Annotated in this window: 13 protein-coding genes, 1 tRNA gene and 1 pseudogene; 12 read left to right on the forward strand and 3 right to left on the reverse strand. The window is 67.2% G+C overall.

Annotated elements, in window-relative coordinates:
• Positions 1 to 277: 277 nt before the first annotated feature.
• Complete coding sequence (locus tag QNO06_RS05330) at positions 278 to 1,432, forward strand: resuscitation-promoting factor (RefSeq protein ID WP_284015197.1); 1,155 nt, start codon at positions 278 to 280, stop codon at positions 1,430 to 1,432.
• An 11-nt stretch (positions 1,433 to 1,443) separates the two neighbouring features.
• On the opposite strand, the gene QNO06_RS05335 is transcribed toward QNO06_RS05330, so the two are convergent.
• On the reverse strand, positions 1,444 to 2,664 hold the full coding sequence (locus tag QNO06_RS05335) for an XRE family transcriptional regulator (protein ID WP_227914120.1): 1,221 nt from the start codon (positions 2,662 to 2,664) through the stop codon (positions 1,444 to 1,446).
• 236 nt (positions 2,665 to 2,900) lie between these two features.
• On the opposite strand from QNO06_RS05335, the gene rsmA reads away from it, so the two are divergent.
• Genes rsmA through QNO06_RS05350 form a run of 3 tightly spaced genes read left to right on the forward strand, consistent with a single transcriptional unit; the run spans position 2,901 to position 6,657 of the window.
• On the forward strand, positions 2,901 to 3,785 hold the full coding sequence (gene rsmA, locus QNO06_RS05340) for a 16S rRNA (adenine(1518)-N(6)/adenine(1519)-N(6))-dimethyltransferase RsmA (protein ID WP_227914121.1): 885 nt from the start codon (positions 2,901 to 2,903) through the stop codon (positions 3,783 to 3,785).
• 19 nt (positions 3,786 to 3,804) lie between these two features.
• A complete protein-coding gene (locus QNO06_RS05345) occupies positions 3,805 to 4,773 on the forward strand; it encodes a 4-(cytidine 5'-diphospho)-2-C-methyl-D-erythritol kinase (protein WP_227914122.1) in 969 nt (322 codons plus the stop codon).
• Positions 4,774 to 4,779: 6 nt separating this feature from the next.
• Positions 4,780 to 6,657, forward strand: a complete 1,878-nt coding sequence (locus tag QNO06_RS05350) for an ABC-F family ATP-binding cassette domain-containing protein (RefSeq protein ID WP_227914123.1) — start codon at positions 4,780 to 4,782, stop codon at positions 6,655 to 6,657.
• Between the two features lie 67 nt (positions 6,658 to 6,724).
• Here the strand turns inward: QNO06_RS05350 and QNO06_RS05355 are convergent, their stop codons facing one another.
• Together QNO06_RS05355 and QNO06_RS05360 are read right to left on the reverse strand one after the other, a co-directional pair.
• Positions 6,725 to 7,177, reverse strand: a complete 453-nt coding sequence (locus QNO06_RS05355; RefSeq protein WP_227914144.1) for an NUDIX hydrolase — start codon at positions 7,175 to 7,177, stop codon at positions 6,725 to 6,727.
• Positions 7,178 to 7,183: 6 nt separating this feature from the next.
• A pseudogene (locus QNO06_RS05360) lies at positions 7,184 to 7,768 on the reverse strand (TetR/AcrR family transcriptional regulator); the annotation flags it as partial.
• A gap of 142 nt (positions 7,769 to 7,910) precedes the next feature.
• Between QNO06_RS05360 and QNO06_RS05365 the strand changes: the two are divergent.
• From QNO06_RS05365 to QNO06_RS05400, 8 genes are all read left to right on the forward strand, one after another.
• A tRNA-Gln gene (locus QNO06_RS05365) sits at positions 7,911 to 7,982 on the forward strand.
• An 84-nt stretch (positions 7,983 to 8,066) separates the two neighbouring features.
• A complete protein-coding gene (gene glmU, locus QNO06_RS05370; protein ID WP_227914124.1) occupies positions 8,067 to 9,575 on the forward strand; it encodes a bifunctional UDP-N-acetylglucosamine diphosphorylase/glucosamine-1-phosphate N-acetyltransferase GlmU in 1,509 nt (502 codons plus the stop codon).
• On the forward strand, positions 9,572 to 10,555 hold the full coding sequence (locus QNO06_RS05375) for a ribose-phosphate diphosphokinase (protein WP_227914125.1): 984 nt from the start codon (positions 9,572 to 9,574) through the stop codon (positions 10,553 to 10,555). Before glmU ends, QNO06_RS05375 begins: the two co-directional genes overlap by 4 nt.
• A gap of 262 nt (positions 10,556 to 10,817) precedes the next feature.
• A complete protein-coding gene (locus QNO06_RS05380) occupies positions 10,818 to 11,426 on the forward strand; it encodes a 50S ribosomal protein L25/general stress protein Ctc (RefSeq protein WP_227914126.1) in 609 nt (202 codons plus the stop codon).
• Positions 11,427 to 11,492: 66 nt separating this feature from the next.
• On the forward strand, positions 11,493 to 12,080 hold the full coding sequence (gene pth / locus QNO06_RS05385) for an aminoacyl-tRNA hydrolase (RefSeq protein WP_227914127.1): 588 nt from the start codon (positions 11,493 to 11,495) through the stop codon (positions 12,078 to 12,080).
• Between the two features lie 446 nt (positions 12,081 to 12,526).
• Complete coding sequence (locus QNO06_RS05390; protein WP_227914128.1) at positions 12,527 to 15,136, forward strand: helix-turn-helix transcriptional regulator; 2,610 nt, start codon at positions 12,527 to 12,529, stop codon at positions 15,134 to 15,136.
• Between the two features lie 16 nt (positions 15,137 to 15,152).
• Positions 15,153 to 17,843: a helix-turn-helix domain-containing protein gene (locus tag QNO06_RS05395; protein ID WP_227914129.1), complete on the forward strand. Its 2,691-nt coding sequence runs from the start codon at positions 15,153 to 15,155 to the stop codon at positions 17,841 to 17,843.
• Positions 17,844 to 18,172: 329 nt separating this feature from the next.
• Positions 18,173 to 20,479, forward strand: coding sequence for a helix-turn-helix transcriptional regulator (locus QNO06_RS05400; protein ID WP_227914130.1), 2,307 nt, complete (start codon positions 18,173 to 18,175; stop codon positions 20,477 to 20,479).
• Positions 20,480 to 20,519 lie beyond the last annotated feature (40 nt).

Consider the following 20,519-nt stretch of genomic DNA (forward strand, 5'->3'; position numbering starts at 1 on the left):
GGGGACTCCAGGCGCGGCAATGCGCCGGAACCTTCGGTTGCCCTCAGATCACGGTTCGGTTACGGTAGGGAGCTATTAGCCGGGGTCGGGGAAGGCATCCGGACTAGATCTGTATAAATTCGCAAGGCCGTGCTAGTGCTGCTTCCGCAGCTCCAGTGGGCCCTGCCCGCCATGCCTGCGCCGCGCGCGCTCCTGCTCCGCCGTCAGCCGGTGGGCGGGAACGCACGCCCGGTGCTTCAAGTCCCCGTGCCCGGATGCTGTGACAGTTTGGGAATTCGTGGCAAATTCACTCGCAAAGCGTGGGGTAAAGATCGTTGGCCAAGCGGCCGTGATGGTGTGCCTGGTCCTGGGGCTGGTTGCCTTTGTGGGTGCCACCAAGACGGTGGTGCTCACCGTCGACGGCGACCGCCAGGAGGTACAGACCTTCGGCGGCACTGTGGCTGACGCGCTGGCCGCCGCCCACGTGGAGGTGAATCCCGCAGACCGGATCACTCCGGCACCTGCCAGTGCCCTTACAGAGGACACTGCCATTGAAATCACCCGCGCACGCGCAGTGGAGGTCACGGTGGACGGCAACGGAACCACTGTGCACACCACGGGGGAAACCGTCGCCGACCTTGTGTCAGAGCTGCGGGTCTCCACGAATTCGGCGGTTTCCGCTTCCTTGGACACTTCCCTGGAGGGCCTGGACGGGCGTATTTCCATCTCGACCCCCAAGACCGTCTTCTTGATCGTGGACGGCGCCACCCACCCGGTCAGCACAACTGCCGGGACGGTGCGCGATGTGCTGAAGGAAATAGGCGTCAGCCTGGGGACGGCCGACCGGGTGTCGGCGCCCCGCAGTGCAGCGCTTGTGGATGGCATGGGCCTGAAAGTGACCCGTGTCGCTGCCGGGAAACAGGAAACCGTAACCGAGCCGGTGCCCTTTACCAGCAGCGAGGTGCCGAACGCGGACATAGTCGAGGGCGAGAAAAAGGTCACCACGCCCGGCGTCGACGGCGAACGCACCAAGGTCTTTTCCGTAACGGTCGTGGACGGCCGGGAAGTCAGCCGGACGCTGGTCAGCGAAAACGTCACGCGTGAGCCGGTGGCGGAAGCGGTGGCAGTGGGTACCAAGAAGCGCGCTGCGGCGGAAACCGGCGCGCCTGCCGCAGGGGCGGCCGCCGGATCCGGGGAGGCACCGTCTTCGGGCACCTGGGCTGCCTTGGCACAGTGCGAATCCGGCGGCAACTGGCACATCAACACCGGCAACGGCTATTCCGGCGGCCTTCAGTTCAGCTCCGCCAGTTGGTTGGGCGCCGGCGGAGGCGCCTACGCTCCGACGGCCGGCGAGGCCACGCCTGAACAGCAGATTGCGGTGGCGGAGAAGCTCCGCGCAAGCGGCGGATGGGGTCACTGGCCGTCCTGCGCCTCAAAGCTGGGCCTGCTCTAGGTCCCGGGGGCTTAGCGTGTGGTGATTTCGTGGGCCAGGGCGGCCGCGTGTGCGGCACGGTCGCCGGCCCCCACCGCACGGAAAGACTGCTCGCTGTCGGCCAGGTAAAGGGACCCGGCGTCGGTCGCCCCGGTCCGGGCCAGTGCCAGGCCCAGATGGAGGGCAACTTCCCCTGCTGCCTGGGGCGGAAGCTCCTCCCGGTGTGCGTACACCTCGGAGAGGATGTCCACCGCCTGTATGTGTTCCCCGTTGAGATCCAGCCATAGCCCGCGGCTGTGGATCAGCTCCAACTGCTCCGCCGCCGGCAGCCCCACCACTGCCATCCCCACCTCGGCGTGCTCTATGCAGGCCAGCGTCTCGGCATCGTGAATGCCTGCCGCCAGCCGCATGGCGGCAGTGGAACTGTTGAAGCGTGCCCACAGCTCGACGTCGGATCCCGGGAGCAGCAGGACGGCGGCGTTCCGGTGGTAACGGAGTGCGGTGCCGTAATCCCCCCGGCGGAAGGCGACATTGCCCACGGCCCACAACGCCCGGCCCCTGGCCTCCCGTGGAAGTCCCGTTTCCAAAAGAGGCAGCACCAGCGTGCGGCAGTATTCCCATGCCTCGTCGATCTGCCCGAATTCGGCCAGTGCGGACGAAAGTGCTTCGCAGGCCTCAAGGAACAGCAAGGCTCCGGGCGCGGAGCCCTGTACCGACCGGAGGGCGGCACGGGCATGGGCCACCGCTTCGCCGAGTTCACCCATGCCCTGATACGCGCGGGCGAGGAGGATTTCCGCCTGGGCACGCAGGCCGGGATGCTCGGCAGCCAACGGATGGCGGAGCAGTCCGGACGCTTTCCCGGCTGCTTCCCGGACCCGGTACATGGCCTGCAGGCACCGGGCAGCCAAATGGGTCATTGCCCACCAGGACTGCTGGTCCCCGGCGGCTGCTGCGGCGTCGGCGGCCCGGCCGGCCAGCACACATGCCCCGCCGTAGTCGCGTTCATCCAGGGCCTGCCACGCCGAGAGTTCCAGGAACAAAGCTCCGTCTTCGCACGTACCGGAAGCGGCTCCGCCGCGGCCGCTTTCCAACCGCCGGCTCAACAGGGCCGGCGCTCCGGGTGCCGGTTCGCGGCGTCCGGTTTCAAGCAGGGAAATGTCCCGTGCCCTGAAAGTGCCGTTGCCGAGCTGTGCCTGCGTCAGATGCCGTTCCAACCGCGCCGTGCGCAGCTTTTCGCCGAATGATTTGCCCATCGTTGTTCCGCCAATCACCGGGTGCGACAGCCTGTAGGGCCCCGCCAGTGCGATCGATGCTAGCCCCCGGAGCCGGGCCGCGGCAGAGCATCCGTCGCTTCTCGAAGGCAAAGCGGCCAAGTGCCTTCCGGGGTGCCCCGGGTGCGGAAACCGGGCCGTCGTTCACCGGAAAGAGCCCCCTGCGGCACCCGGATGCCGGCTCCGGCGCGTACGCCCCGCTCGGCTAGTATTACTGGGTGAGTGAATCCGAACCCGCCCCCCGTTCATCGGTCCCTGCGCTGCTTGGCGCCACGGATATCCGGGCGCTGGCGGAGGAACTGGGTGTCCGCCCCACCAAAACGCTGGGCCAGAACTTTGTCATTGACGGGAACACCATCCGCCGGATCGTGGCTGCCGCGGATATCCGGCCCGGTGAAACGGTGCTGGAGGTCGGACCGGGACTGGGGTCGCTGACCTTGGGACTGCTCGACGCCGCCGGGACGGTGGTGGCCGTGGAGATTGATCCGGTCCTTGCCGGCAAGCTGCCCGATACCGTGGCACGGCGGAGGCCTGAATCCGCCTCGAACCTGCACGTGGTGCTGGGAGACGGCATGCGGATCACCGAGTTGCCGGCTGAACCCACGGCACTCGTGGCGAACCTGCCCTACAACGTTGCCGTGCCCGTTGTGCTGCACCTGCTCGAACACTTCCCCTCCCTCCAGCACGGGCTGGTGATGGTCCAGGACGAAGTGGCAGACCGGATGGCGGCCGCCCCCGGCTCCAAGACCTACGGTGTGCCCTCGGTCAAGGCCGCGTGGTACGCCACCATGCGCAAGGCCGGCGTCATCGGCATGAATGTCTTCTGGCCGGCGCCGAAGATCGCCTCGGGCCTGGTTGGGTTCACCCGGCACGAACCGCCGCAGACCCGCGCGAGCCGCGAAGAGGTCTTTGCCGTGATCGACGCAGCCTTCGCGCAGCGCCGCAAGACGCTGCGTGCCGCCCTTGCCGGCTGGGCAGGCAGCCCGGCCGAAGCAGAGAAGGCGTTGCGCGCCGCGGGCGTGGATCCGAGTGCCCGGGGCGAAGTCCTGGACATCGCGGCGTTCGCGCGTATTGCCGAGGCCGCGAAACCGCTGGTTGCCTGAGGGAAGAGACGCAGAAAACATGAGCGCACCGGCTTCCGTCCGTGTCCGGACCCCCGGCAAGATCAACGTCTCCCTGAAGGTCGGCCCGCCGCGGGCGGACGGCTACCACGGCGTAGCCAGCTTGTACCTGGCCGTGTCCCTCTTCGAGGAAGTCACCGCTACGGAGCTGGCAGGCGATGAAATCCGGCTGACCGTCAGTGATCCCGACAACCGCGTGCCCGTGGCCGGCATTCCGCTGGACGGCAGCAACCTCGCCGCCCGGGCCGCCCGCGCAGTAGCAGCCCGGGCCGGCCGGGCCTCGGCCGGGGTACACCTGCACATTGCCAAGCGGGTCCCCGTGGCCGGCGGCATGGGCGGAGGGTCGGCCGATGCCGCTGCGGCCCTGGTGGCCTGCAACGAACTGTGGCAGGCCGGGCTGGGAACCGGTGAGCTTACGGAGCTGGCCGCGGGCCTCGGCGCGGATGTGCCGTTCGCCTTGATGGGCGGTGCTGCTGCCGGCCTGGGCGTGGGGGACCGGCTGACCCCGGTGCCCGCACCGCAGCCGCTGCACTGGGTCCTGGTGCCGGCTGCCTACGGTCTTTCCACCCCGCAGGTCTTTGCGGCCTTGGACGCGCTCCGGGCCGATGCCAAGGTTGCCGAACCCGCGGAGGTGGACCCGCGGATCCTGGGCGCCCTGGCTGCCGGGAACACTGCCGGCCTGGCCGGCGTTCTAGTCAATGACCTGCAACCCGCCGCACTGGAACTGGCACCCGGGCTGGAATCCGTCCTTGCGGCCGGTGCCGGCAACGGCGCCCTGGCCGGCATGGTCTCCGGTTCCGGCCCCACCCTAGCCTTCCTCGCATCCTCAGAGGCCCATGCGGCCGCACTGGCCGAGGCGCTGCGCGGCGGGGGCCACGCAGCCATAGCCGTCTACGGACCGGCACCGGGCGCCGTTGTCCTGCCGGAACCGGACCCGGATTCCGCCGCAACACCCACGCACAGAAAGTAGTACCGATTGGCACACCTGCTTGGCGCTGAAAACCTCAGCATCTCCTTTGGCACGCGCACCATCCTCGACGGGGTATCGCTCGGCCTCGAGGAAGGCGACCGGATCGGGATGGTCGGCCGCAACGGCGACGGCAAGTCCACCCTGATGAGCCTGCTGGCCGAACGGCAGACCCCCGACGACGGCCGCGTCACCCGCCGCCGCGACGTCACCGTGGGCTACCTGGACCAGACCGACGTACTGGACGGGGACCTCACGGTAGGGCAGGCCATTGTCGGCGATGCCGCAGACTACGAATGGGCATCCAACGCGCGGATCCGCGACGTGATGAGCGGCCTCGTGCAGGAAGTGGACTGGAACGCGCAGGTCTCCTCGCTTTCCGGCGGGCAGAAGCGCCGGGTAGCGCTGGCGAAGCTGCTGACCGGCGACGACGACGTGATTATGCTCGACGAGCCCACCAACCACCTCGACGTCGAGGGCGTGGCCTGGCTGGCCAGGCACCTGAAGCAGCGCTGGCGTCCCACCGACGGCGGCCTGCTGGTCGTCACCCACGACCGCTGGTTCCTGGACGAAATCTGTACGCGCACCTGGGAGGTCCACGACGCCGTGGTGGATCCGTTCGACGGCGGCTACGCAGCGTACGTGCTGGCCCGGGCAGAGCGTGACCGGATGGCGTCCGTCGTGGAGAACAAGCGCCAGCAGCTGGTCAAGAAGGAACTGGCCTGGCTGCGGCGCGGCGCGCCCGCCCGCACGGCCAAACCGAAGTTCCGCATCGAGGCCGCAAACAACCTGATCGAGGACGTGCCCGAACCCCGCGACACGCTGTCCCTGAACAAGATGGCCACCGCCCGGCTGGGCAAGGATGTCCTGGACCTGGAAAACGTGTCCCTGACGCTGGGAAACACTGACCTGTTCCGGAACATCACACTGCGCCTGGCGCCGGGTGAGCGGCTGGGCCTGGTGGGTGTGAACGGCGCCGGGAAGACCACCCTGCTGCGCCTGCTCAACGGGGAGATCGAACCCACAGCCGGGCGGCTCAAGCGCGGAAAGACCGTGCAGACCGCCGTCCTGACCCAGGAAGTGAAGGAACTGGACGAGGTGGCGGACCAGCGGGTCATCGAGGTCATCGAAAACGAGAAGCGGGTCTTCAACGTGGGCGGCCGCGAACTGTCCGCCGGCCAGCTTGTAGAGCAGCTGGGCTTCAGTGCCCAACGGCAGTGGACACCTGTCCGGGAACTTTCCGGCGGTGAACGGCGGCGGCTGCAGCTGCTGCGCCTGCTGGTGGGTGAACCGAACGTCCTGATGCTGGATGAGCCCACCAATGACCTGGACACCGACACCTTGGCCGCTGTCGAGGACGTACTGGACGGCTGGCCCGGCACCCTCGTGGTGGTCTCCCACGACCGGTACCTGCTGGAACGGGTCACCGACCACCAGATGGCACTGCTGGGCGACGGGAAGCTGCGCGGCCTGCCCGGCGGCGTCGACCAGTACCTGGAACTGCGCAACGAAACACTGGCCGCGAACTCCTCGGCGTCCACGGCTGCCCGCGGGTCCTCGCAGGCGGCCCGTGCCGCTGCCGCCGGAGCATCCCGCCCCGGAGGATCAACGGGCGGAAGCGGAACGACGACGGCGCTGGCCGGCTCGGGCGCCAGCGAAGCCGAGAAGCGGGCGGCGAAGAAGGACCTGGCCCGGATCGAGCGCCAGCTCAGCAAGCTGACCGCGCAGGCGGAAAAGATCAACGCGCAGATGAATGAGGCCACGCAGCAGTCCGGCGGCGCGGACTTTGAACTGATCGGCGGGCTCAATGCCAAGCTGCAGGCCGTTGCCGCCGAGCAGGAAGAACTGGAAATGCAGTGGCTGGAGGCCTCGGAGCTCCTCGAGTAGGGAACCCGGGCAACTCAGGCGCAAGCGGCTCAGCCCCAGCGGCTCTGGAGCACGCTCACGAGGGCGCTCAGCCCAGCAGGCGTGGCAGGATGTGTTCGGCCAGCAGCGGCGACAGGTCAGTGCGCTGCGCCGCGGCGGCCGGGGCCAGCCAGAGGATTTCCTCGATCTCCGCCGCGGCGGCCGGTTCGACGCCGGCCGGGACGGTCCACGCGAACAGCCCGGCGTCAATGAAGGTGTTTTCCTCGTTGGCGGCCGGGCCGTACCAGCGGCCAAGGTCCGTCAGGTCTGCCGGGGCGGCCTGCACCCCGAGTTCCTCGCCCATTTCGCGGGCAGCGGCCTGCACGAAAGACTCCCCGGGCTCCAGCTTGCCGCCGGGCTGCATAAAGCGCGAGGTGCCGCGCTTGCGGACCAGGAGGATGCGGCCGTCGTCGTCGGAGACCAGTACGGCGGAAAGGCGGAGGACGGCGGGGGAGCTGTCCGCGCTGCCGGTGGAAGCGACGGACGGTGCCCCGCCCGCCATGCCCGTGAGCTGCGGTTCCTTCTGCAGGCCTGTCAGCCCGTTCCAGGCCAGATTGACCAGGTGCGCCGCCACCGTGGCTTTGTCGGGGGTGCGGGAATCCAGCCACCACTGGCCGGTCATGGCGACCATTCCCACCAGCATCTGCGCATACATGCCGCCCACTTCGGCGCTGAGGCCGCGGCTGCCGAACTCCTTGGACAAAATGTGCTCCACGTCCCGGGCAATACGGGAGAGCAGGGTGGAGAAGGTGCCGTCCGGCTGCGACGGCGGGGCGTCCCGGGTGAGGATCCGGAAGCCGTCGGTGTGGTTCTCGATGTAGTCCAGCAGTGCGTAGGCGGCCCGCTCCAGCAGGACACGGGGGCCCGCGGACGCATTCAAGGACTCGGTAACGGCAACGAGCAGGCGGTTGAACTCGGCCTCCACCACTTCGGTGTAGAGACCCTCCTTTGACCCAAAATGTTCATAAACCACCGGTTTGGACACACCGGCCGCGGCCGCGATCTCCTCGATGGTTGCGCCGTCGAGTCCGCGCAGCGCAAAGAGGCTGCGTGCCACTTCGATCAGCTGGGCACGGCGCTGGACACCGGTCATACGCAGGCGTGTAACGCCGGCGGAAGTCTTTACCACCGCTCCAGTCTACCCATCCGCCGGCGGCGTCCTGCGGCCAACTCGCGAACGCATCGGCTCCCGTGGCAGACTAAACTCTTGTGTGCGTGGCTAGCCAGGCACAAGATCCGCCCTGGTGTAATGGCAGCACCCCGGCCTTTGGAGCCGTGGAGTATAGGTTCGAATCCTATGGGCGGAACACTGTGCGGCGTGCCTCCGGGATGTTCCCGGGGTTGCCGCGCTGTTGATACATACCGGCCGTACCACCAAGGAGCGCCATCTCGTGACCACCAACGATGTCCGGACCAACGGGAATTCTGCGGAGGGTTTGGCTGCGGTTATTGTCCTTGCTGCCGGTTCCGGGACGCGGATGAAGTCCCGGACCCCGAAGATCCTCCACACCGTCGGCGGAATCTCGATGCTCGGCCACGCACTGTCAGCCGCCGAAGCGCTGCACCCGCGGTTCCTGGCCGTGGTTGTGCGCCACGAACGCGACCTGGTTTCGGCCCATGCCGCCGAGCATGTACCGGACGCCGTGATTGTGGACCAGGACGATGTTCCCGGCACCGGCCGTGCGGTCCAGGTGGCCGTCTCCGCGCTGGATGCGGTCAGTGAGCTGGACGGCACGGTGGTGGTCACCTACGGTGACGCACCCCTGCTGGAAGCGGACACCCTCCGCCGCCTCGTAGCCGTGCACGAAACGGACGGCAACGCCGTGACCGTGCTGACCGCCAAGCTGGCCGACCCCTCCGGCTACGGACGGGTGCTGCGCGCCGAAGACGGCACAGTCACCGGCATCGTGGAACACAAGGATGCCACCGACGCACAGCGTGCAGTGAATGAGATCAACTCCGGCATCTACGCTTTCGACGCCGCCGCGCTGCGCCGCGCGCTGGAATCGGTCACCACGCAGAACTCCCAGGGTGAGATGTACCTGACCGATGTGCTGGCCATTGCCCGGGACGCCGGCGGCCGGATCGCGGCCATGGTGACGGAGGACCAGTGGCAGGTCGAAGGCGCCAACGACCGGGTCCAGCTCGCCGCCCTCAATGCCGAACATAACCGGCGCGTCCTGGAGCGGTGGATGCGGGCCGGCGTCAGCATTGCCGACCCGGCCACCACTTGGATAGATTCCACCGTCACCCTGGCCGAAGACGTCACCATCCTGCCCGGCACGCAGCTGCACGGAACCACCAGCGTTGCCCGGGACGCCGTCGTCGGTCCGGACTCCACCCTGACGAACGTCCAGGTGGGGGAGGGTGCCTCGGTGGTCCGCACGCACGGCAGTGATGCCGTCCTCGGTGCCGGAGCCGCCGTCGGGCCCTTCGCTTATCTGCGTCCGGGAACGGTGCTGGGCGCCAAGGGCAAAATCGGGACGTTCGTGGAAACCAAGAACGCCAATATCGGTGCAGGTTCGAAGGTTCCGCACCTTTCCTATGTGGGTGATGCCACTATCGGCGAGCAGTCCAACATCGGCGCAGCTTCCGTTTTCGTCAACTACGACGGCGTAAACAAGCACCACACGACCATCGGTTCGCACGTCCGGATGGGCAGCGACAACATGTATGTGGCTCCCGTCACGGTCGGCGACGGGGCGTACAGTGGAGCCGGAACGGTGGTCCGCAAGGACGTCCCGGCAGGTGCCCTGGCCATCAACGTCGCCCCGCAGCGCAACTTGGACGGCTGGGTCGCGGAACACCGGGCCGGCACTGCCGCCGCCGACGCCGCCGCAGCGGCCCTTTCAGCTTCTTCCCCCACAGGTAACCCCACGCGAGAAAGCGACCACGAATGAGCAGCGAAATCACCTCCAAGGGTGAAAAGAAGCTCGTCCTTGCCACAGGACGTGCCCATCCAGAGCTGGCAGAGGAGATAGCACGCTGCCTGGATACGGAGCTGCTGCCGCTGGCCGCATACGACTTCGCGAACGGTGAGATCTACGTCCGTCCCAATGAAAGCGTCCGCGGCACCGATGCCTTCGTCATCCAGGCGCATCCGGCCCCGCTGAACAACTGGCTGATGGAACAGCTGATCATGATCGATGCGCTCAAGCGGGCTTCCGCCCAGCGCATCACCGTGGTTTCCCCGTTCTACCCGTACGCCCGGCAGGACAAGAAGGGCCGCGGCCGCGAGCCCATCTCCGCACGCCTGATTGCCGATCTGTACAAGACCGCCGGCGCGGACCGGATCATGAGCGTTGACCTGCACACCGCGCAGATCCAGGGCTTCTTCGACGGCCCGGTGGACCACCTGATGGCCATCCCGCTGCTGGCCGATTACATCCGCACCCGGGTGGATGCCTCCAACGTCACGGTCGTATCCCCGGATACCGGCCGCGTCCGCGTGGCAGAGCAGTGGGCCGAACGCCTTGGCGGCGCGCCGCTGGCCTTCGTGCATAAGAGCCGCGACCTCACGGTGCCCAACCAAGCTGTGTCCAAGCAGGTTGTGGGCCAGATTGAAGGCCGCACCTGCGTGCTGATCGATGACATGATCGACACCGGCGGAACCATCGCCGGCGCCGTGCGCGTCCTGAAGGAAGCCGGCGCCAAGGACGTCATCATCGCAGCCACGCACGCGGTGCTGTCCGATCCCGCTTCCCGGACCCTGGCCGAATCCGGTGCCCGCGAAGTGGTGGTCACCAACACGCTGCCCATTCCGGCAGCCAAGCGGTTCGAGCAGCTGACGGTACTCTCGATTGCCCCGATGATCGCCCGGGCCATCCGGGAAGTCTTCGAAGACGGCTCGGTCACCAGCCTGTTCGACGGCAAGGTCTAAGCGGATCCCTTTCCGCACACAAGGGCGCCCGCCCGGACTTCGGTTCGGGCGGGCGTCCTTGTGCTGGTAGCATTAACCCCGATGCCTAGGCGAGGGAGCGGCCCGGAATGATCCGGGCGGACTCCGTTATCGACGGTGGCTGGCAACTTCTGGCCGTACACGGGACCGATCCGGTCCGTACGGTGCACTGTTCCGAAACCGGCGCCTACGCCCATGGAAAGCCGACACGGCACCCACGGAACACCACTTACAGGAGTTAGCAATGTCTGAGCAGAAGCTCGCAGGAACCACCCGCACCGATTTCGGCAAGGGTGCAGCCCGCAAGGCCCGCGCCGCCGGCCAGATCCCCGCAGTCATTTACGGACACGGTGCCGATGTCATGCACATCCTGCTGCCGGCCAAGGCCACCACGCTGGCTGTCCGCACCTCCAACGCCCTGCTGGAGATCGACGTCGACGGCGAGTCCCACCTGGCCCTGGCCAAGGATATCCAGCGCGACCCGATCAAGCAGATCATCGAGCACATCGACCTGCTGACCGTCCGCAAGGGCGAAAAGGTCGAGGTAGAGGTCAACGTCCACGTTGAAGGCGAACTGGCTCCCGGCACCGCTGTATACAACCAGGAAGCCAACACGGTCCTGGTTGCCGCAGATGCCACCTCGCTGCCGGAGACCATCGTGGTCAACATTGAAGGCCGCACCGCCGGCGAGCACATCTACGCCAAGGACCTGGAGCTGCCGGCCGGCGTCGAGCTGCTGCTGGATCCCGAAACCATGGTCATCAACGTTTCCGAGTCCACCGTCCAGGACCTGGGCACCCCGTCTGACGAAGAGGTTGCCATTGCAGCCGCTGAAGTCGGCGCCGAAGCGTAACCCACTTCCGGGGCCTGCTCCCCGTAACGGAGCCGTCCGGTTCTCAGTGAAGGAGCAGTACCCGCAGTGAACAGCAACACCTGGCTTGTAGCCGGGCTCGGGAACCCCGGGCCCGGCTACAGCCGTAACCGGCACAATATCGGCAACATGGTCGTGGATGAACTCGCGTCGCGCATGGGCGGGAAGTTCAAGTCCCATAAAACCCGAGCCGCCGTCCTGGAGGGCAGGATCAGCCTGGGCGGCCCCCGGGTGGTCCTGGCCAAGCCACTGACCTATATGAATCTGTCCGGCGGACCGGTGTCCGCCCTGGCCCGGTTCTACGACATTGATCCCGGACATGTAGTCGCCGTCCATGACGAAATCGACATCCCCTTCAATACGGTCAAGCTCAAGCTCGGCGGAGGCGAGGGCGGACACAACGGCCTGCGGGACATTAGCCGGGCCCTGGGCACCAAGGACTACCTGCGGGTACGCGTAGGCGTCGGGCGACCGCCGGGCCGGATGGATACCGCGGACTACGTGCTGAAGGACTTCTCCGGCGCCGAAGCCAAGGAACTGCCGTTCCTGGTGGGAGACGCCGCTGATGCGGTGGAAATGCTCCTGGCTGACGGGCTTCTCGCAGCCCAGCAGAAGTTCCACGGCGCTGTTTCCTAAGGGTTCCTTCCCATGGCGGCCCTAGGTAGCAGCGTCCTGGGATTGGGGTAGTTTTCCAGCGCCCCGGACCGGCCCGAACCATTGTTTCGCTTCCGGTGCCGGGCCTAAAATGGAAGCAGCCTTAAGGGCTCCCAATACGGGGCCGACGTCGGGAGGCCTCCGAGACTGGGCCACCCCCATCCCGGCGTCGGTCCCTTTTACATGTGGCTTTTCCTCACGGCCACGGCCCTGCCGGTATGGGCCTGGGCAGGGTACACCTCGCGCCGCCCTGTCGCCATGGAATAAGCGCCTCGCGGACCTTCCCTGGTTCATGTCTTTGTATGTACTGGACGGGGTGGAGGGCCGCGCGTATGCTCGCCTCTACTGACCAGTAGCTACCGACAGCTGCAGTATTGGGGACCATGGTCCGGGTACTGCGTGCGTTTTTGGGGGGCGTGGCTTGAGCGATGAAGAATGCGTCGGCTGTTGACGATCTGGTTGGCCGTGCCGACGCCCTCGACGCAATATGCACGGCGGTGGTCGAAGGCCGCGGAGCACTGGTCCTGGGCGGGGCGGGTTTCGGTAAGACTGCTGTCCTCAAAGCGGTTTCTGAGCGGCTGAGGGAAGACTTCCACACCCTGTACGTCAGGGGAACTCCGATTTCCTCGCATACCCCCTACGGCGCATTGGCGTTTCTGATCGGCGGGCTTCCCGAAGCAGCGGTCAGCAGCCCGTTGCAGCTGCTCCGCGAGCTGGACTCATCCCTGGCAGCGGGCTCGGGCGGCCGGCGGATACTCCTTGCCGTGGACAATGCAGACCGGCTGGACCGCTTCTCAAGCATGGTGCTTGCGCAACTGCTCCGCCGCGGCAGCGTAGCGGTGGTCGCAGCGGCATCCGCACATTGGGAGTCAGGGTTCGAATTGATGGAGCTGTGGAGCGAAGGACTGTTGGCAAGGATAGCCCTGGAGCCATTGTCCGAGCGGCAGACCCGTCAGCTGATGCAGCAGATCCTCGGTGGCGCCGTCTCCTCCCTTGCCGCCGGTACCATGTGGCACGAAACAGAGGGCAGCCCCCGTTTCATCCGGCTCATGACCGAAGCACAGGTCCGCTCCGGCACCTTGGTGCGCCGGGGTCCCGTATGGGTCAGGACGGGTTCCTTTGTCCGCACCGGGGACGTGGGAGAAGTGGTGGACGCGATGCTGGACCGGCTGGCCCCGCAGGAACGCCGGCTCGTGGAGGTCCTGGCCCTTGCACGCAGCCTTCCCCTGCCCACCGTCCTCGAACTGGTGCCCGCCGGCGTTGTCGATTCCCTCGAGGAGCGCCAGCTGATCCGGGTCGAAGACGCCGGGGCCGCTGTGCGGTTTGCCGGCGGAAGTGTGGGCACAGTCATCGCAGCGACCATGCTTCCCGGGCGGCGGCGGGAGCTGTGGGATGACGTGTCCGTTTTGGTGGACCAGGGCAGCTTGGCTCCGCCGGAACTGGTTGCCTTTGTGGGTTGGGCCATCTCCTGTGGGGGATCTCCCGGCCGGGCCGCCGTCCTGCAGGCGGCGGCTGCAGCAGCAAACGGGCGGAGCGACCCGGCCACGGCACTGCTGCTGTCCCGAACGGCGGCCGGTGAACGGACACAGGGGCTGGTCCTCGAAGAAGTCCGAGCGCTCCGGGCCACGGGGGACTTTGAGGGGGTGGTCCGTGCAGTCGGGGAGCACCGGCCGGACCCCGGGGACAGGGACAGCTACGTGCCGCTGATGACGGAGTACGCCTATGCACTGGCGCGGTTTAACGCGCCAGACCCGGATGCCGTACTGGCCGGCGTCCAAATCTCCGGACCGCCTCAGGGCGACGGGCCTGAAGCTGCTGCGGCGCTGGTTATTGCCCGCAGCGCACTGGAACTTGACAGCGGAAACGTATCGGCCGTGCCGGACGGCTTGGCATCGCTGACCCGTGACCTGCGGTTGAGCCACGGCATCCGCACCCATGCCCGTGCCCTGCACGCCAACGCGCTTGCCCTGGCAGGCCGGGGCAGCGACGCGATGGCCGCCCTGGCCGCTATGGGCAGGCCTGCTGACTACGCGCCGGGTGCAGGCAGCGGGGGCGCCGGAAATGCGGAGGAAATATGTACCAGGGTATTCGACACGTACATCCTCGCCGGAGAACTCGAGCGCGGCGCGGAGTTCGTAAAGCTCTTCGACGACACCGGCGTCCGGCCGTCCTATCAGGGCAGCGCAGGCGAGCTGGCTGTATCGGTGCTCGCGGTATGGCAGGGGCAGGACGGCGCTGCGCGGGAGGCGCTCACCGGCGGTATCGGACAATTGGAAGTCCACGATCCGCAGGAGATGCTCCCACTGGCCCGCACCCTCGCGGGCTACGTCCGTGTCCAGCAGGGCCGGGCGGCGGCAGGCACACCGCTCAATGCCGGGACAACCCGGTTCCGGGAACCGTATTTCCGGGGGTTCCAGAGGAAGTACTTCGCGATCCTGGCGGAAGAACCGGACCCGGATAGCCGCTGCCGGTTGCTGCGCGAAGCGGCGGTTTCGGCCCTGGACACAGGGTGCGCCGCGCCCGCGCTGCTGTTCCTGTCAGCAGCAGTCCGGGCAAAAGACAAGGCCGCAGCCGGGCAAATGCTGGAAACGGCCGACAGCTCGCAGGGCAGGTTCGCGGAATCGTTGTCGCTGTACGCAGCCGGCCTGCTCAAGGATGACCCGGCATTGCTGGTTGACGCGGCAAGGGGCTTTACCGCCCTGGGCCAGCACCTGCTGTGCCGGGACGCGGCCAGCGCCGCCTCGGAGCTGCTGGCTGCCGCCCCGGGAGGAGATGAACGCGGACTGGCCAGGACGGCCCGGGGCTTGGTGAACCTGAGCCTGCGGCGGATGAAGCACATCGGCGGGCGGGCAGAAACGCTGGCCGAATTAAGTGAATTTGAAGCAGATCTTGCGCATCGTGCCGTTACGATGGCCACCACCTCGCAAATAGCCCGGGAACTGAACCTGTCGCCTCGCACCATCGAGTGGCACCTGGGAAAGATTTTTGCGAAGCTCCACGTCTCCGGACGCGCGGAGCTGGCCGAGGTACTGGCCTAGGAACGGGGGATATCGCATGATCGGGTTGAACCCGCGGGCACTGGCGGGCAGGGACGATGTCCTTTCCGGCGTGCTCGAAAGCCTTCGCCGTCCCGGCGGCCACGGGGCGGTCATTGCAGCCGAAGCGGGCCTGGGCAAGACCGCTGTGGCGGCGGCCGCCGCCCAAGAACTGGAAACCGCTATGCCCGTGCACTGGGTGTACGCCAGCCCCGCGTTGACCGCGGTGCCCTACGGAGCCCTGGCGGCGCTTTTACCCGACATTACTCCGGAGCAAACAGGATCGGCACTGGCCGTGATGCGCGCAATCATGGGCAAACTGGGCATTGGCGAGCACGCCGCAGAACCGGCCGGCAGCCCGGCCGCCCCCCTGCTCATAGTGGACGACGCCCACGAGATGGACCAGCCGACCCTTGACCTGCTGTCCCAACTGCTCGACGCCGCACAGATCAGGCTGCTGGTCCTTACCCGCACTTTCGCAGACGTTGCCGGGACCCTGCCGCACATGTGGGACGGCCAGCTCACCCGCCACCGGTTGCTTCCCCTCACCGAGGATGAGGTCCACACGCTGTGCGAGCAGGAACTTCCAGGGCAGGTTGCCACCACTGCATCCGTTGAGCTGTCCCGGCTCACCGGCGGTAACCCCGTGTACCTCCTCGCCTTGATCGAGGAGGCGATCCGGAGTGGTTTCCTGGTCCAGCGGCACGGTATCTGGGTGGTGTCCGAGGCCGAAGTGCCGGTGGGTGGCCGTGTGGCGGACTTGGTCAAGGGCCGGCTGAGGGCACTCGACCCGGAGGACCGCTCGGCGCTGGAAACGATCTGCCTTGCGGAACCGTTCGACCTGGCGGCAGCCTTCCGGTTGGGCATGCACCGCTCCATAGACCGGTTGGCCGCAGCTCTGTTGATCCAGGTATGCGGGGATGCGGGGAACGCGCAGTCGCTGCGTCCCCTGCACCCGATCTACGGGGAAGCAATACGGAAACTGGTCCCGGCAGCACGCAGTGCGCGCCTGCTGGGGAAGCTCGACGGCCAGGTGCCGGGAACCGGGGAGGAAAGCCTGCTGCGCTGGGTGGCTTGGTCCCTGTCCCTGGGAACCGAAGTCCCTGCGGCCGGGTTGCTGCGTGCGGCCGAAGCAGCGAATAACCGGTCCGACCCGCGGCTCGCCCTTCGGGCAGCATCTGCCGTGCCCGACGGCGGCACCCTGGTCCCGGCCCGGTTGCAGGAAGCGCGGGCACTTCTGCAGCTGGGTGAATATGAAGCTGCCGCAGCCGCAGCTAAGGGCACCCTCGAGGAAGCGCCGGACCTGCGCACAGCCAAGCAAGCGGTAGTGGTGCATGCCCAGCTGGCCATGCGGGCAGGCGGGGATAACGCATGGGTGCGGCCGCTTTCCGTTGCGTGGCGCCAGGCGATCGAACGTTTATCGGCGGTGGAGCCGCCAGGGGCTGTGGCGCGGGCCCGCGGCGGTCCGGAAATGCTCCTGGTGTTGGAAGCGGTCCGGGAGGGGGAATATGTCCGGGCCGAGTCCGAACTCGTGGACTTGCGGGCTCGGGCCGCGGAGGATGCCGAGGCCGTACTTTTCGTCGAAGCCCTCCTGGCGGAGGTGCTGGTGGCTACTGGCCGCGCTGCAACAGCCTTGACCCACAGCAGTGCGGCCATGGCGCTGCTGCAGCGGAAAGGCTCCGGCTTGCTTCCTTATTACCCGTTTGTACTGCACCGGCACCTCACCATCCTGGTCTGGCTTGGGCAGTGGGAAGAGGTGCATCGGTGCGTGGGGACCGCCGGCTCCGCGGCGCAGCGGTCGCTGCTGCATTCCGGCGGGATGGCTGATTTCGCGCTGGGACTGTGCAGCCTGCGCTCCAGCGCCATGGAAGACGCCGCACGGCATTTTGCGGCGGCGGTCGAGGAAGCAGAGGCAGCTAACGATCCCGAAGGCGTGCTTGCCCTCGCGCTTGGACTTGGCTCCTTTGCCGCAGCCAGCCTGGGCCAGCGCGAACAGGCGGGCAGGTTGCAGCAAGCGGCTGAACAGGTGCAGTCGCACGGTCCCCGGCAGTACCAGGTACTCGCCGCCGGCATCCTCAGCGCAGCAAAACTGGCCAAGGACTCGGACGACGCTGCCGCCCGGAGCCTGCGGGCGCAGGCCGCCGCCGCTCGGGAGTCCTCCTTCACCGCCATTGAATTCACCCTGCGCCACCTCGCCATGCGGCTGGGCGACTTTTCCGACGCAGGCCGGCTGCTGAAGATTACCGAAGGTTTCGAGGGACCGCAGGCGCCGGTGGTTAACCGAGTCGCCCGTGCCGTTCTGGACCAGGACGTTAACGCACTGGCGGCGCTGGCGACCAGCCGGGAACCTGAAATGGACCTGCTGCTGGCCCGGCAGTGCACGCTCGAAGCGCTGCGGCTGGCACGGAAAGGTTCTGACCGTGCGGTTCTGAACCGCATCCAGCGGCTGGTCGGAAAACAGGGTGGGAACGGACATTCCTCCCTGCCCGGGTTGACCCGCAGGGAACACGATGTTGCCGAACTGGTTGCAGCTGGCTACCGCAACGCAGAGATAGCCGGCCAGCTGGATCTCTCCGTGCGGACCGTGGAAGGGCACATATACCGCACGTATGAAAAACTGGGGATCAGCCGGCGCGATGAGCTCAAAGCCAGGTTCCCGTCCTTGCGCAACCCCGCCGCGGGCTGGAAGCCGCCGCCGCGCGGCGAGTAGTTTGCCAACCAAACACCAGTAGGTTTTACTCGGGCAAAGCGTTTCCGGGGTTCGTAGCGTTATGAGCGTTACTTGAGGTTCGAGGGTGCAGCGGTGCAATTCGAGGCTCTGAAGGTTTTCTCCGACGGGGGTTGTGGAGGATAACCGCAGGGCCCCGTGCAGCCGTACCCGGACTTCGGGTCCCACAAACGGAGCCGGCGGCGTCGATGCCCTCTGAGACCGGGGCGTCCCCCCAGCCGCCGCCGGCTCCTTCCCCCTAGCTGGTAGACAGCACCCGATATTCTGAGCGCACTGGTGCATGCAACCCGGTGGACAGATGGAGCCATTCGATGGATGTTGCCGGCCCAGGCCTGGCCCGCCCGAGCGACCAAAACCCCCTGTCCGCACCGGCACATCACCTCCAGCCGCCGCCCCTGGCACAGGTGCAAAGCAGTGCAGCCTCCGCACTGGATGCGCTCAATCAAGGCATGAGCGTGGTCATTTCCGGCGCTGACGGAACCGGTAAATCCACTGTGATGGCCCACATCCTTGGCGCACTGGGCGGGGAATTTTCCGTGCTGCGCCTGCGGGGGGCCGCTGCCTGGTCAGGGAAACCGTTCGGCGGTCTGTTCTGGCTGCTCAGCGAGCTTCCGCCCGAAGCGTTGTCCAATCCGGTGTTTGTCCTGCAGTTCGTCCGCGGAGTGTTGGCGGAAAAAGCCGGGGGACGGCGCCTGGTACTGGCAATCGAGAACGCAGAGGACCTGGACGTGTCCACCACTGCCGTCCTCCTCCAGCTCTGCCGTGCCGGATACACCCTCATGCTGGCAACAGTCAGGGACTTCTCCGCGTGCCCGGAGGAGTTTGTACGCTGGTCGGCAGACGGCTCCGTCCACAAGGAAGACCTGTGCCCGCTGCCAACGGCCGGGACGCGGACCTTGCTGGAAGACTTGTCCGCCGGCCCGGTATCCAGCCGCTTGGTGGCGGAAGTCCAGCAACGGACCCGGGGGAATCCGCTGCTGGCCACGTTGTTCTTCCAGGAACAAGTGCAGGCCGCGACGGTGCGCCGCCGCAGGGGTACCTGGGTCTGGACCGGAGCCGTGTCCTACGCGGGTGCCCTGGCCGAACGGGTGGAAACGGAAATCCGCGGCCTTTCCCCGGCCGAAAGGTATGCCGTGGATGTACTGGCGGTTTCCGGCGGGCTGCCCGCGCCCGTGATCCTGGAGGTTGCCGATCCGGCTGCCGTGGAGCGGTTGGAAGACATGCTTCTGGCTGCTGCGGACTCGGGCCCGGTCCGGACGCTGCGTCTGAAGGACCCGCTGCTCGCTGGAGCTGCAGCAGCGCTGGTGCCGCACGGGCGGGCCAAAGAGATACGGTCCCGGGTGGCCGTCGCCGAGGCAACCTGCCGGATTCGCGGCGGTCCAAACGCTTTTCCCGAAGAGGCAGCGGCCCGGAACGCGGTCCGGGAAGCCGTGGAACTGTCCCGCAGCGGCCGCTGGGCTGAGGCTACCGAAGCGGCCCGGGCAGGCCTGGACCTGCTCCTTGAGGACAGCGTCCGGCGCAGGGACCTGCTTTCGGAATTGTTTTGCGTGTTCCTGCGGTGCGGCGAGCTGCGGCTGGCAGCGGACGTGCTGGCCCGGACCGAGGCGGGTACGGAGGGCGTTGAGCTGCCCGGCGGCAATGATTTGTGTGCGGGGATCGTGCAGGTGCTCGGGGGAAGGGCGGACAGGGCCCTCGATTATCTGCAGCGTTCCCTTGCCCAGCTCGAGGAAAACAGGACGCAGGACATAATCCCGCTGGCGAGCGCGGCCGCGGCCTACGCCTGTGTCCTGCTTGACGACGCCGAAGCTGCACGGGCCTACCTGGCGGCGTCCCAGCCACCGGCGGAACAACAGGCAGCAGGTGCACGGGAACCCGACCTCCGGGACACCTGGCAAAGGGACTCAGCCGAGGGCCTCGCCGGTGCCTTGGGCCGGCTGTGCACCGTACGAGGCGTTCCGGACGGGTTCTTCGGGCCGGAGAGCGTTGATACCGGCAGTGTTGAAGAAGGCAGCGTTCAAGAAGGCAGCGTTCAAGAAGGCAGCGGTGAAACGGTGAATACCGGCAGCACGGCGGCTGCCGGCCAATCCGCGTTGCAGTTGCTGGTACTGGCCGTTTCAGCGTTTCAAGGAACCCCCGGCGCGGTTGAGGAGTTGAGGGCAGCGGCATCCGCGTGCAACGGCGCTGCTGCTGCCATGTATTCGGACCTGTCCGCCGGGCTCGCCGATTCAGACCGCCTCGGTATGCTCCGTGCGGCCCGGACTGCCTACAGCCTTGGCCACTACCTCCTGGCCCATGAAGCGGCGGGCCGGGCGGTGCGCCTGGCCCGGGCGCACGCCGACCGCACGGTGCTTCGCACTGCGCGGCGGATCGAAAACGCGAGCTTCAGGATGCTGCTGGCAGCCAACTCCGTTTCAGATCGGCTGCCGGAGCTGTCGGATTTTGAGCGCGCCCTCGCGGTGGGAGCCGCAGCGGGGGAGAGCAGCTCGGACCTGGCCGCACGGCTGCATCTCTCACCCCGCACCGTGGACTGGCACTTGGGCCGCATCTTCTCGAAACTCCGCGTTTCGGGACGGGCTGAACTGCGTGAATGCCTGGAGACGGAACGCGCGGAAGCCTAACGCCGGGCCGCTATCCTCCCGTTTCTGCCCATACAGGTGG

This window comes from Arthrobacter sp. zg-Y20 (genome assembly GCF_030142075.1).
Lineage (GTDB): Bacteria > Actinomycetota > Actinomycetes > Actinomycetales > Micrococcaceae > Arthrobacter_B.

What these genes read in the sequence shown, in the direction of transcription:
- QNO06_RS05390 (WP_227914128.1), top strand. Translation starts at nt 12,527, where the DNA reads ATGAAGAATGCGTCGGCTGTTGACGATCTGGTTGGCCGTGCCGACGCC.
- QNO06_RS05375 (WP_227914125.1), top strand. Translation starts at nt 9,572, where the DNA reads ATGAGCAGCGAAATCACCTCCAAGGGTGAAAAGAAGCTCGTCCTTGCC.
- QNO06_RS05335 (WP_227914120.1), bottom strand. Translation starts at nt 2,664, where the DNA reads ATGGGCAAATCATTCGGCGAAAAGCTGCGCACGGCGCGGTTGGAACGG.
- QNO06_RS05400 (WP_227914130.1), top strand. Translation starts at nt 18,173, where the DNA reads ATGGATGTTGCCGGCCCAGGCCTGGCCCGCCCGAGCGACCAAAACCCC.
- QNO06_RS05345 (WP_227914122.1), top strand. Translation starts at nt 3,805, where the DNA reads ATGAGCGCACCGGCTTCCGTCCGTGTCCGGACCCCCGGCAAGATCAAC.
- QNO06_RS05380 (WP_227914126.1), top strand. Translation starts at nt 10,818, where the DNA reads ATGTCTGAGCAGAAGCTCGCAGGAACCACCCGCACCGATTTCGGCAAG.
- QNO06_RS05395 (WP_227914129.1), top strand. Translation starts at nt 15,153, where the DNA reads ATGATCGGGTTGAACCCGCGGGCACTGGCGGGCAGGGACGATGTCCTT.
- QNO06_RS05355 (WP_227914144.1), bottom strand. Translation starts at nt 7,177, where the DNA reads ATGGCGGGCGGGGCACCGTCCGTCGCTTCCACCGGCAGCGCGGACAGC.